A 12,148-nucleotide genomic window follows, 5' to 3' on the forward strand; every position below is an offset into this window, starting at 1 on the left:
CATGCTGCTCGAAGTGCGCGACCTGCACGTGGAGTTCCACACCCGCGACGGAGTCGCCAAGGCCGTCAACGGCGTCGACTACTCCGTCGACGCGGGGGAGACCCTGGCCGTGCTCGGCGAGTCCGGCTCCGGCAAGTCCGTCACCGCCCAGGCCGTCATGGGCATCCTCGACGTGCCCCCCGGCAGGATCACCGGCGGCGAGATCCTCTTCCAGGGCCAGGACCTGCTGAAACTCAAGGAGGAGGAACGCCGGAAGATCCGCGGCGCCAAGATGGCGATGATCTTCCAGGACGCGCTGTCCTCCCTCAACCCCGTCATCAGCGTCGGCGACCAGCTCGGCGAGATGTTCCAGGTGCACCGCGGGATGTCGCGCAAGGACGCCAAGGCCAAGGCCGTCGAGCTGATGGACCGGGTCCGCATCCCCGCCGCCAAGGAACGCGTCGGGCAGTACCCCCACCAGTTCTCCGGCGGCATGCGCCAGCGCATCATGATCGCGATGGCGCTCGCCCTCGAACCCGAGCTGATCATCGCCGACGAGCCCACCACCGCCCTCGACGTCACCGTCCAGGCCCAGGTCATGGACCTGCTCGCCGAGCTCCAGCGCGAGCTCAACATGGGCCTCATCCTCATCACCCACGACCTCGGTGTGGTCGCCGACGTCGCCGACAAGATCGCCGTCATGTACGCGGGCCGGATCGTCGAACAGGCCCCCGTCCACGAGATCTACAAGGCCCCCGCCCACCCCTATACGCGCGGCCTGCTCGACTCCATCCCCCGCCTCGACCAGAAGGGCCAGGAGCTCTACGCCATCAAGGGCCTGCCGCCCAACCTGCTCGCCATCCCGCCCGGCTGCGCCTTCAACCCGCGCTGCCCGCTCGCCCAGGACGTGTGCCGCACCGACGTGCCGCCGCTGTACGACGTCACCGAATCGCCCGTACCGCGCACGAGCGCCTGCCACTTCTGGAAGGAGTGCCTCCATGGCTGAGGCGATTCTCCAGGTCCGCGACCTGGTCAAGCACTATCCGCTGACCCGGGGCATCCTCTTCAAGAAGCACGTGGGCGCGGTCAAGGCGGTCGACGGTGTCGACTTCGACCTCGCCGCCGGCGAGACGCTCGGCATCGTCGGCGAGTCCGGCTGCGGCAAGTCGACCGTGGCGAAGATGCTGGTCAGCCTGGAGAAGCCGACCGCCGGCACCATCTCGTACAAGGGCGAGGACCTCACCACGCTCTCCCCGAGGGCGCTCAAGGCCGTCCGCCGCAACATCCAGATGGTCTTCCAGGACCCGTACACCTCGCTCAACCCGCGCATGACGGTCGGCGACATCATCGGCGAGCCGTACGAGATCCACCCCGAGGTCGCGCCCAAGGGCGACCGGCGGCGCAAGGTCCAGGACCTGCTCGACGTCGTCGGCCTCAACCCCGAGTACATCAACCGCTATCCGCACCAGTTCTCCGGCGGCCAGCGGCAGCGCATCGGCATCGCCCGCGGCCTCGCCCTCCAGCCCGAGATCATCGTCGCCGACGAGCCCGTCTCCGCCCTCGACGTCTCCGTCCAGGCCCAGGTCGTCAACCTCCTGGAGCGGCTCCAGGACGAGTTCCGGCTGTCGTACGTCTTCATCGCCCACGACCTGTCGATCGTGCGGCACATCTCCGACCGGGTCGGGGTCATGTACCTCGGGCGGATCGTGGAGATCGGCACCGATGCCGAGATCTACGACCACCCCACCCACCCCTACACCCAGGCCCTGCTCTCCGCTGTGCCGGTGCCGGACCCCGAGGCGCGCGAGCACCGCGAGCGGATCATCCTCTCCGGCGACGTGCCCTCCCCGGCCAACATCCCCTCCGGCTGCCGCTTCCGCACCCGCTGCTGGAAGGCCCAGGAACGCTGCGAACTGGAGGTGCCGCTGCTCGCCGTACCGGCCGTCTTCCGGCTCACGGACTCACCGGCGAAGCACGACTCGGCCTGCCACTTCGCGGAGGAGAAGCAGGTGGTGCCGCCGGAGAACGGGCCGGAGAACGGGCCCGAGAACGGATCGGATATTGGATCCAATACGCCTTAACGCGCAGGCAACTCACAGGAATCGGATCCGATATACGAACACGCCAGGCTCCCCGACGTACGGCCGTGCGGGTGCCGTAGGCCGGCCGGGGCGCGCCATGTCACCCCGGTCGGCCGCCGCCCGCGAACCGACTTGACGCACAAGCTCCGCGCATATGCGGAACCGCTTGTTTCGGCCCCGTCGCAACCGTGAGTATCGGCCTCGTGACTGTGACACGAACAGCACGTCTCACCGGCGCCGCCCTGTGCGGCACGCTCGCCCTCGTCATCGTCGTCTGGCTGCTGTGCGACCTCGCCGCCTTCGGGTCGCCCGCCGAACTCCTCTGGTACTGGGCCGGGGACCACGCCTTCCTGCTCCGTCGCCGGGCCGCGACCTCGCTCGTCGACCTGCTGCTGCTCGTCGCCTACGCGGCCACCGCCCTCGCCGCCCTGCGCTCCCCGCTGGCCGCGCCCGCGCTCGCCGCCACCGGGGCGACCACGCTCGCACTGCGGCTGCCCGGCCTGTGGGCCGCGAGCGTGGACGCCCTCGTCACGACCCTGCTCGCGCTCGCCCTCGCCACCGCGCTCGTCGTCACCGCCGCCGCCGGCCGCCGCGACGACGGCGCCGGCAACGCCGGCGGGCCCACCCGCCCGCGCACCGGGCCCGCCGTCGCCGCCGGGACACTGTGCGCGGTGGCCGCGCTGATCTGGGCGGCCTGGGAGGTGTACTGGGCGCGCGTGCTGCCGGTCGAGTTCACCGTCGACCGGTTCACCGGCGGCCGCTCGCTGCTGCTGCCCGCCCTCGCCGTCCCGCCCGGCTGGCTGAACGCCGTGCTCACCCTGCTGCTGCTCACCGCCGCCGGCAGCGCCCTCGCCCGAGCCACCCACGCCCGGCCGGTCGGCCTGCTCGCCGGACTGCTGCTCGCCGGCTACGGCATCGGCGGCACGGCGACGGCGTTACGCGCCCAGTGGCCGTCCCACTTCGCCGACCTGGAGGCCGACACCCGCCTCGCCGTCCTCACCTCGGGGTTCGCGCTCCTCGCCGGGACCGCCGTGCTGGTGCTGCTCGCCCGGCCCGGGCAGCCGCGCCGCCTCCCGTACCGCCCGGCCGCCGCCCTGCCGCCGGCCCCACCCGCACAGCGGCCGCCCGGCTGGTGACCAGCCGGGACCGCGTCACCCCACCGACAGCCCCAGGGACCGCCTGAGGAAGTCCACCTGGAGCAGCAGCAGGTTCTCCGCCACCTGTTCCTGCGGGGTCATGTGCGTGACGCCCGACAGGGGCAGCACCTCGTGCGGCCGGCCCGCCGCGAGCAGGGCGGAGGAGAGCCGCAGGGTGTGCGCCATCACCACGTTGTCGTCGGCCAGACCGTGCACGATCATCATCGGCCGGGCCGGCTCCCGCACCTCGGTCAGACCGGCGTCCGTCACCAGCGAGTTCGCCGCGTAGACGGCCGGCTCCTCGTCCGGGTGGCCCAGATACCGCTCGGTGTAGTGGGTGTCGTAGAGCCACCAGTCCGTCACCGGGGCGCCCACCACGGCCGCGTGGAAGACGTCCGGGCGGCGCAGCGCCGCGAGCGCGGCGAGGTAGCCGCCGTACGACCAGCCGCGGATCGCCACCCGCCCCAGGTCGAGCGGGAACCGCTCGGCCAGCGCCTCCAGCGCCTCCACCTGGTCGTCCAGGGTGCGGGCGAAGTCGCGGTCGATCGCCTTCTCCCAGGAGGGGGAGCGGCCCGGCGTCCCGCGCCCGTCGGCGACGACCACCGCGAAGCCCTGTTCGGCGAACCACTGCGAGGTCAGATGCGGGTTGTGCGCCGCGACCACCCGCTGCCCGTGCGGACCGCCGTACGGGTCCATCAGCACCGGCAGCGGACCGTCGCCCTCCGTCCATGCCGAGGGCAGCAGCACGGCGCACGGGATCCGCCGTGCGCCCCCCTCGGTGAGCCGCACGCGGGCGGCGAGCGCCGGAGTCTGCGCGTACGACGCGACCCCCGCCACCTGCTTTCCGTCCCGCAGCACCCGGACGACGCTCCCCGGAGCGTCCGGCCGGGCCGAGGACAGCACCGTCACGGCGCCGCTCCGCACCGCCCCGTGCACCCCGGCCCCCTCCGAGACCCGCTCCACGCCGTCCTCGCCGACCCGGTACACATGGATCTCACCGGTCTCGGGAGCATCGGCCGCCTCACCCGCCGACGCCGAGATCAGGACATCTTCCGCCCCGACGTCGAGCACCGCCCGCACATGGAGCGCCGCATCCGTCAGCACCCGCTCCCCGACCGCGAGCGCCCGGGCACCACCCTGGTCCACGACCCGTACGAGCCGGCCGTCCGGCGTCCACGCCGGCACCCCCGTGAACAGCTCGAGCCACACCGGGTCCTCGTCCACGCGCACCGTCCGCGTCGCCCCCGACTCCGGGTCGACCGCCAGGAACGCCTGCGACCGCTGGTCCCGCGCCTGCACGAGCAGCAGCGGCGCCCCGTCGGACGACCAGTGGACCCGGGCCAGATACGGGAACGCCGCCCGGTCCCACACCACCTCGGTGCGCCGCCCGGTCAGGTCCACGACGCAGAGACCGACCTCCGCGTTGGGCGTCCCGGCCGCCGGGTACGCCACCGGCTGCGGCTCCCGGTCCGGGTGCGCCGGATCGGCGATCCACCAGCGCCGCACCGGCCGCTCGTCCACCCGCGCGACCAGCAGCCGGTCCGACGACGGCGCCCACCAGAAGCCGCGGCTGCGGCCCATCTCCTCCGAGGCCGCGAACTCGGCGAGGCCGTACGTCACGCCCTCCGCCTCCGGCTCGGCCAGCGCCCGGTCGCCCGCCCCGTCCGCACCGGTCACCCGGAGCGCCCCGCCCGCCGCGTACGCCACGTACCGACCGTCCGGCGAGGGGCGCGGGTCGACCACCGGACCCGGCACCGGCAGTTCGCGCGCCGTGCCCGCCCGCAGCTCCGCCGCGAACAGCCGCCCCGACAGCGCGAACGCCGCCAACTCCACGGCCCCGTCCACCGCGTACGCCACGATCCCGCCCGAGCCCTCCCGGCTCCGCTCCCGCCGCGCCCGCTCCTCGGGAGACAACTCCTCGGCGGCGCCCGCGAGCAGCAGCTCCGGGTCGGCCGCGAGCCGCTCCACGGAGCCGCCCGGCCCGGCCTGCCCGTCGATGTCCAGCACCCACAGCCGGTGCGAGCGGTCCGTCCCCGAAGAGGAGCGGAGGAACACCACCCGCTCGCCGTCCGGCGAGACGGCGAAGCCGCGCGGAGCCCCGAGGGTGAACCGCTGCGTCCGGGCGTACTGGCGGGGGAACGAGTCGGAAGACGGCTGCGCTTGTGACGAAGTCATGTGACCGAAACTAGCGTCCGTGCGCCCCCTCATGCCCCCGTACACCGATCGATGCGATGGCACGGATAGTTATGATCCGTAGCGCTAGGTGGGTAGGAACCCCCTGGCACATGCCAACCGAAGGTCCGACCGAAGAAGTATGGAGGTGAACCGCCGTGGCACTCTCGATTTCGGCGGTGGTGCTGCTGGCGATCGTCGTCTTCCTGCTGATCCGGAAATCCGGGCTCAAGGCTGGGCATGCGGCGATCTGCGCGCTCCTGGGCTTCTACCTCGCGAGCTCGTCCATCGCCCCGTCGATCAGCACGCTCACCACGAACGTGGCGAGCATGATCGGCGGCCTCAAGTTCTGACCTCCGGTGCTGACCTCGCGGCCTGAGGTCGGCTTCTGACCCGAAGTCCTGACCTGCCGGTCTTCGCGTGGTCCCGCCTCGTAGGGTGGGGCCATGACGGATCTCCCAGCCCGTCGTCTGCTCCTGGTGCACGCCCACCCGGACGACGAGTCGATCAACAACGGCGCCACCATGGCCAGGTACGCGGCCGAGGGCGCCCTTGTCACCCTGGTGACCTGCACCCTCGGCGAGGAGGGCGAGGTCATCCCGCCCGGGCTCGCCCACCTCGCACCCGACCGGGAGGACCGGCTCGGCGAGCACCGCGTCGGCGAACTCGCCGCCGCGATGAAGGAGCTGGGCGTCACCGATCACCGCTTCCTCGGCGGCCCCGGGCGCTTCCGCGACTCCGGGATGATGGGCGCCGAGCAGAACACGCGCGCGGGCGCCTTCTGGAACACCGACGTGGATACCGCCGCTCCCTATCTCGTCGAGGTGATCCGCGAGACCCGGCCCCAGGTCCTCGTCACCTACGACCCCGACGGCGGTTACGGCCACCCCGACCACATCCAGGCCCACCGGGTCGCCATGCGTGCCGCCGAACTCGCCGCCGACCCCGCCTACCGGCCCGACCTCGGCCCCGCGCACCAGATCGCCAAGATCTACTGGAACCGGGTCCCGCGCCCGGTCGCCGAGGCCGGCTTCGACCGGCTGCGCGCCGAGGGCTCCGTCTTCCCGGCGGACGCGGAGATCGGCGACGTCCCCGGCGTCGTCGAGGAGTCCCGGATCACCGCCGAGATCGCCGGCGGCACCGCCCACGCGGCCCGCAAGACCGCCGCGATGCGGGCCCATGTCACCCAAATCGCCGTCGACGGCCCGTTCTTCGCCCTCTCCAACAATCTGGGACAGCCGATCTTCACCACCGAGTACTACGAGTTGGTCCACGGCACGCCCGGCGCGCCCGCGGGCGAACGCGAGAGCGACCTGTTCGCCGGAATCGGAGCGGCCGCCGCGGCCGCCGGAAACGCCGGAGCCGACGCGTGAAGGGCCGTTACGTCTGGTATGCGGTCCTCGTCGTCCTCGGCGCCCTCGTCGGGGCCGCCGGCTCGCTCGTCCAAGCCGCCTGGTTCCCGCTGGGGTTGGTCCTCGCCCTGCTCGCCTCCGCGGCCGTCTTCTACGGCGGACGGATCGCCACCGGCAACCAGCTCGGCGTCGCCGCGTCCGGCGGCGGCTGGCTGGTCGCCATCGTGCTGCTCAGCTTCGGACGCCCCGAGGGCGACGGCCTCTTCGGCGGCGGGCTGGGGGAGATGGTGTTCCTGCTCGGCGGCATGGCCGTCGCTGTGATGTGCGCCACGATGTCCCGGCTGTCCCGACCGGCCCCGTGAACAGGCCGACTTGAGCACCAGGCGGTCCTGACTTCGGCCGGAATGCCCATGGCCGATCCACGCCGGGTCGGGTACGGGGCGGCCGCGGCCAGTATGGTGGTGCGCGCCGCCGACCGCCCGGATCACCACGAGCATCAGCAAAAGCGGGCGGCGGAGCCAACCGGGAGATCCTGCTTTGAGTCGTGAAACTGGTCGAGAGACTGACAGTTCGTCCTCCGGCGCCCAGGCGCGCGGCGGGGCCGCGTACCCCTCGGGCACCCCGCCGTACGGGCTCCGCCCGGGCCAGGACGGTACGGAGGAGGCGGCCGCCGCCTCGGCGCCGCCGGAGGAGCCCAAGACCGAGACCACGCTGACGACCCGTATCCGGATCAACATCCCGGGTTCGCGTCCGATCCCGCCCGTGGTCGTCCGCAAGCCGGTCACCGACGCCAGCGCCAAGACGGCTGCCCAGGCGGGCGCCAAGGCGGGCGCCGAGAGCCGGGCCGCCGCGGAGCCCGAACCGGTGCGTCCGGCACCCGCCCCGGCCCCCGAGCCGGAGCCGGTGGCGCCGGCCGAGCCGCCGAAGGCGGAGGAGAAGACCAGCGACTGGTTCGCCCCGCGCAAGCCGGCCGCCCAGAAGCCCGCCCCCGCGCAGGGCCCCGGCGCCCCGACGCCGTCCCCGGCTCCGGCGCCCGCGCCGGGCTCGGCCGCCCCGGGCTTCGCCGGCGGCTCGGCTTCCGACGGCGTCCCGTCCGTCGGCGGCACCACCCAGAGCATGCCCATCGTCACGCCGCTCGCGGGCGGCGGCCCCGGGAACACGCCCCGGGGCGGCACTCCGGCGTACGGCGGCCCCGGCCACACGCCCGCCGGCGGCACGCCCGTGTACGGCGGCCCCGGCACCGGCAACCCGCTCTACGACAGCGGCCCTGCCCGCACGCCCGCCGGCGGCACGCCCGCCTTCACCCCGCCCAGCGGGCCGACCACGGGCCCCGTCACCGGCAGCAGCCCGGTCGTCGGCCCCGGCCACCCGCGGGGCGCCGCGCCCGCCGGCCCCCGGATGTCGGACGACACCGCGATCCTGACGCCGCAGAGCCCCGCACCGTTCCCGGGCGGCGCCCCCGACGGCATCGGCCACATCTCTGGCGACACGCTCACCAGCGGCATCCCGGTCGTCCCGCCGTCGGCGCAGCCGGGCCCGGACCTCACCCCCCGTACCCCCGAGCGGTACGACGGCTTCGACGCCTACGACGACAACGACGCCTACGACGAGCCGGCCCCCGCACCGGTGCCGGCCCCCAAGCCCGCGCCCAGGCCCGCGCCCGCGAAGAAGGGCCGCTCCAAGCTGGTCCTGGCCGGCATCGGCGTGGTCGGTCTCGCCGGTGTCGCGTACGCCGCCGGACTGCTCCTGAACCACTCCGACGTCCCCAAGGGCACGACCGTGCTCGGCGTGGACATCGGCGGCGGTACGAAGGAGGAGGCCGTCAACAAGCTGGAGGCGGCCCTGGGCAAGCGCGCCCACGCCCCGCTCCAGCTCGGCGTCGGCGGCCGGAAGACCGAGATCGCCCCTGACAAGGCGGGCCTCGCCCTGGACGCCCAGGAGACCGTGCGCGCCGCGGCGGGCAGCGACTACAACCCGGTCTCGGTCATCGGCTCCCTCTTCGGCGGCCAGCGGGTCGCCCAGCCGGTCTTCCCGGTCGACGAGGAGAAGCTGCGCGTCGCCCTGACCGACCTGGCCGGCAGCTCCGGCTCGGCGACGGAGGGCACGATCGTCTTCGCCCCGGGCAAGGTCACCGCGGTCGAGGGCAAGCCCGGCAAGGGCCTGGACGTCCAGCGCTCGATGATCGCGGTCAGGGACGCCTTCCGCGCCCAGGTCGAGACGGGCGCGGGCAAGACCGTCGAGCTTCCCGTCGTCACCCGCCAGCCCGCCGTCACCAAGGCCGAGCTCGACCGGGCGATGAAGGAGTTCGCCGAGCCCGCGATGTCCGCCAAGATCAGGATCAAGGCGGGCCCGAAGCAGATCGACTTCGGCCCGGCCCGGTCGCTGCCGAAGATCCTTTCCATGAAGGCCGTCGACGGAAAGCTGGTCGAGGTCTACAACAAGAAGGCGATCGACGAGCTCCTCGACGGCGTCTTCGACGGCATCATGATCACCAAGGGTGACGGCAGCAAGCACCAGGTCTCCGCCGACGACGTGGCGTTCGTGATGCGCGACGCGCTGCGCGGCAAGACCACGGCCGAACGCACCAAGACGATCGACCTGAACGGCGAGGGCTAGCAAGCCCCGGCCCCGCCCGTGACGGCCCCGGCCCCCGCCCGCCACCGGCGGACGGGGGCCGGCCGCTCACCACTGGCCGCCGTACCGCGCCTTCCTGGCCCGCAGCCAGTCCTTGATCTCCCTGGTCTCGCCGGCCGTCGCGGCCCGCAGGTCCTCGGTCCGCACCGTCGCGACGAAGTGCACGAACCGCACCCGCCGGTGCCGCCCGTCCACACCGATGACCTTGCCGGGACCGTACACGTCCGTCCGCCGGTGGGCGACGAAGCTGCCGGGACCGTGAGGGGTTTCCATCGCGCGCCTTTCGCTCTGTGTGATCTTCGCTGTCCCACAGTGGCGCGGATCGGTCCCCGAAACCCGTCGTACGCGCCCGGCCCCGCCGTCTACGATCCTGGGCAAGGGCGGGGCGTAGCGCAGAGGTCGTCGCGCGAGGTCTCCAAAACCCCGAGGACGCCGGTTCGAATCCGGTCGCCCCGCCCCTTCCGCGTCGGGCTAGTTCAGCAGCGCCCGCGCCGCCTTCGCGCGTTGCCGGATGGTCTCCGCGGCGCTCGGCTCCACCGCGTCCATGATCGTCGCGTACGCCTCCATCTCCGCCGCCCCGGTGAGGAAGTCGCCGCGCCGGACGAGCAGCTCCGCGCGCTCGTAGCGCAGGCGGGCCGGGTGCGAGGGCAGGAGCAGGGACAGGTCGACCGCCCACAGGGCGACGTCCGAGCGCTCGGGGCGGGCGGCGGCCCAGGCGCGGATGTTGTTGAGGATGCGCAGCGCGATCGCGGTGGCCGTGGCGGGGCGCAGCATCGAGGGGTCGAGCGCCTCGCCGGTGGCGCCCGCGACGAGGAGTTCGGCGTCCGCGCCGGTCATGGCCCGGCCGCCGGCGAACGGGTCGGCGAGATCGAGGTCGGCCGGATCGCCGAAGCCGACGACGAAGTGGCCGGGCAGGCCGAGTCCGTAGACCGGCGCACCGGCCCTGCGGGCCACCTCCATCCACACCACCGACAGCAGGATCGGCAGCCCGCGCCGGCGCCGTAGCACCTCGTGCAGGAGCGAGGACTCCAGGCGCTGGTAGTCCGCGGGGACGCCCTGGAAGCCCTCGTGGCGGCCGAGGAGCGCCGCGAGGGCCGCGACCCAGGCGCCGGCGCCGTGCGTGCCGTAGGGGACGAGCCCGGCGAGCCGGTCGAGTTCGATCTCGGCCAGGTCGAGGTCGGCCTGGGTCACCGTGGGGTCGGCCACCGCGCCGATCAGCAGGCACAGGCGGGTGAGGTCGGGCCGCTCGGCCCTGGCCTCCTCCGCGAACTCCCGCCGCCAGTCGGTCACGCCGCCTCCGCCGGTCGCCTCGTCGGTCACTCCGCCGTTCCGTAGCGGTAGTGGTGGTAGTGATGGTGGACGGTGAAGCCCATCCCGTCGTACAGCGCCCTGGCGCCGCCGTTGTCCGCCTCCACCTGGAGCCAGGCTGCCGAGGCGCCCTCGTCGAGCGCCCGGCGCGCCAGCGCCGTCATGACGGCGGTCGCGAGGCCGCGACGCCGCTGCGCGGGGTCGACCTCCACCGCCATGAACCCGGCCCAGCGCCCGTCCACCACGCAGCGTCCGATCGCGGCCGGTATGTCTCCCGTGCCCGGTACGGAAGCGAACCACACACTGGGGCCGCTGCCGAGCACCTTCAGGACCTGTGGGCCCGGTTCGCCGAAGCGCTGGTAGCGGCGCAGCCAGTCCTCGTCGTAGGAGCGGGCGAGCCGTACCGCCGTGACGTCGGCGTCGAGGTCGCCGATCGGGGCGAGCGCCGCGATCCGCACCTCGGCCGAGACCTCCCGGTGCCAGCCGTGCCGCTCCAGCTCGGCGCAGAGCAGCTCCTGGGTGCCTTCGGCGCCGGTGGCGGCCTGGACGTAAGGGGGCAGCCCGCGGGCCGCGTACCACTCCCGTACGCGCGCGAGGGCGGCGTCGAGCGGCAGCCCAGGGTCTCCGAGCGGCAGCGCGGAGTTGGCCCGCCGGGTGAACCCGGCGGCGGCGCGCAGGGTCCACTCGCCGAGCGGCTCGCTCTCCAGCGGCTGCCAGGCCCGGGCGGTGGCGCGGGCCAGCTCGGGGAAGTTCGCCGCGGGACCACGGCGGCGGGCGGGCGCGGCGGGGACGACCTTGCCGGCGACGAGCGCCCATTCCGCGATCCGGACGGCCTCACCGGTCCGGCGTGTGATCAGCAGCACACCCTCGTCCCACGATGTGAGAACACCGACCGCGTCGGTGAACCTCTCACCCGGCGCACCCGAGTCCGTCACGTACCGAACAGAGACGCGTTTTCCCACGTCAGCAGCGGTAATACGGACCTCGAGGCGTCCTCCACCGGTGAATTCCACAGCTTCTGAGCCCCTCCTGTTCGGATCGTCCCCAAGAACGGAGATACTAGGGGCGGGCATCGACGACGCCGCGCTCCCGCGCAGACCAGCCCTATCGAGGAGGAACGACAGCGTGACCTACGTCATCGCGCAGCCTTGTGTCGACGTCAAGGACAAGGCGTGCATCGAGGAGTGCCCCGTCGACTGCATCTACGAGGGCCAGCGGTCCTTGTACATCCACCCGGACGAATGCGTCGACTGTGGGGCCTGTGAGCCGGTCTGCCCGGTCGAGGCGATCTTCTACGAGGACGACACCCCGGAGGAGTGGAAGGACTACTACAAGGCGAACGTCGAGTTCTTCGACGAGCTCGGTTCGCCCGGCGGTGCCTCCAAGCTCGGCCTGATCGAGCGCGACCACCCCTTCATCGCCGCCCTGCCGCCGCAGAACGGCTGATCATCCGCTCTCGGTCCCGTACGGCCTCGCCGCTGTACGG

At 73.2% G+C, this 12,148-nt stretch carries 12 protein-coding genes and 1 tRNA gene; 9 read left to right on the plus strand and 4 right to left on the minus strand.

The window, feature by feature from the left end:
• Position 1: 1 nt before the first annotated feature.
• From ACIGEZ_RS12330 to ACIGEZ_RS12340, 3 genes are all read left to right on the plus strand, one after another.
• Positions 2 to 985: an ABC transporter ATP-binding protein gene (locus tag ACIGEZ_RS12330; protein ID WP_399829359.1), complete on the plus strand. Its 984-nt coding sequence runs from the start codon at positions 2 to 4 to the stop codon at positions 983 to 985.
• On the plus strand, positions 978 to 2,060 hold the full coding sequence (locus ACIGEZ_RS12335; RefSeq protein WP_399829362.1) for an ABC transporter ATP-binding protein: 1,083 nt from the start codon (positions 978 to 980) through the stop codon (positions 2,058 to 2,060). Before ACIGEZ_RS12330 ends, ACIGEZ_RS12335 begins: the two co-directional genes overlap by 8 nt.
• A gap of 203 nt (positions 2,061 to 2,263) precedes the next feature.
• Positions 2,264 to 3,196: a hypothetical protein gene (locus ACIGEZ_RS12340; RefSeq protein WP_399829365.1), complete on the plus strand. Its 933-nt coding sequence runs from the start codon at positions 2,264 to 2,266 to the stop codon at positions 3,194 to 3,196.
• Positions 3,197 to 3,211: 15 nt separating this feature from the next.
• Here the strand turns inward: ACIGEZ_RS12340 and ACIGEZ_RS12345 are convergent, their stop codons facing one another.
• On the minus strand, positions 3,212 to 5,371 hold the full coding sequence (locus tag ACIGEZ_RS12345; RefSeq protein WP_399829367.1) for an alpha/beta fold hydrolase: 2,160 nt from the start codon (positions 5,369 to 5,371) through the stop codon (positions 3,212 to 3,214).
• Between the two features lie 155 nt (positions 5,372 to 5,526).
• Here ACIGEZ_RS12345 and ACIGEZ_RS12350 point away from each other — a divergent pair, with 155 nt between their 5' ends.
• From ACIGEZ_RS12350 to ACIGEZ_RS12365, 4 genes are all read left to right on the plus strand, one after another.
• On the plus strand, positions 5,527 to 5,721 hold the full coding sequence (locus ACIGEZ_RS12350; RefSeq protein ID WP_399829370.1) for a hypothetical protein: 195 nt from the start codon (positions 5,527 to 5,529) through the stop codon (positions 5,719 to 5,721).
• 93 nt (positions 5,722 to 5,814) lie between these two features.
• Positions 5,815 to 6,741 carry an N-acetyl-1-D-myo-inositol-2-amino-2-deoxy-alpha-D-glucopyranoside deacetylase gene (gene mshB / locus ACIGEZ_RS12355; protein WP_399829373.1) on the plus strand — a complete coding sequence of 309 codons (927 nt, stop codon included), beginning with the start codon at positions 5,815 to 5,817 and terminating at the stop codon, positions 6,739 to 6,741.
• A complete protein-coding gene (locus tag ACIGEZ_RS12360; RefSeq protein ID WP_399829375.1) occupies positions 6,738 to 7,082 on the plus strand; it encodes a DUF6113 family protein in 345 nt (114 codons plus the stop codon). The genes mshB and ACIGEZ_RS12360 overlap by 4 nt, the downstream gene beginning before the upstream one ends.
• 175 nt (positions 7,083 to 7,257) lie before the next feature.
• Positions 7,258 to 9,336, plus strand: coding sequence for a hypothetical protein (locus tag ACIGEZ_RS12365; RefSeq protein WP_399829378.1), 2,079 nt, complete (start codon positions 7,258 to 7,260; stop codon positions 9,334 to 9,336).
• A gap of 66 nt (positions 9,337 to 9,402) precedes the next feature.
• Here ACIGEZ_RS12365 and ACIGEZ_RS12370 read toward each other — a convergent pair whose 3' ends face one another.
• Positions 9,403 to 9,627 carry a hypothetical protein gene (locus ACIGEZ_RS12370; protein WP_399829380.1) on the minus strand — a complete coding sequence of 75 codons (225 nt, stop codon included), beginning with the start codon at positions 9,625 to 9,627 and terminating at the stop codon, positions 9,403 to 9,405.
• Positions 9,628 to 9,735: 108 nt separating this feature from the next.
• Between ACIGEZ_RS12370 and ACIGEZ_RS12375 the strand changes: the two genes are divergently transcribed.
• A tRNA-Trp gene (locus ACIGEZ_RS12375) sits at positions 9,736 to 9,810 on the plus strand.
• Between the two features lie 15 nt (positions 9,811 to 9,825).
• Here ACIGEZ_RS12375 and ACIGEZ_RS12380 read toward each other — a convergent pair.
• The gene (locus tag ACIGEZ_RS12380; RefSeq protein ID WP_399829382.1) at positions 9,826 to 10,674 is read right to left on the minus strand and encodes a tetratricopeptide repeat protein; all 849 of its coding nucleotides are present in this window, start codon (positions 10,672 to 10,674) and stop codon (positions 9,826 to 9,828) included.
• On the minus strand, positions 10,671 to 11,675 hold the full coding sequence (locus tag ACIGEZ_RS12385; protein WP_399829385.1) for a GNAT family N-acetyltransferase: 1,005 nt from the start codon (positions 11,673 to 11,675) through the stop codon (positions 10,671 to 10,673). Before ACIGEZ_RS12385 ends, ACIGEZ_RS12380 begins: the two co-directional genes overlap by 4 nt.
• A gap of 112 nt (positions 11,676 to 11,787) precedes the next feature.
• On the opposite strand from ACIGEZ_RS12385, the gene fdxA reads away from it, so the two are divergent.
• Positions 11,788 to 12,108, plus strand: a complete 321-nt coding sequence (gene fdxA, locus ACIGEZ_RS12390) for a ferredoxin (protein WP_010474859.1) — start codon at positions 11,788 to 11,790, stop codon at positions 12,106 to 12,108.
• Positions 12,109 to 12,148 lie beyond the last annotated feature (40 nt).

Source organism: Streptomyces sp. NPDC085481, from assembly GCF_044541845.1.
Taxonomy (GTDB): Bacteria; Actinomycetota; Actinomycetes; order Streptomycetales; family Streptomycetaceae; genus Streptomyces.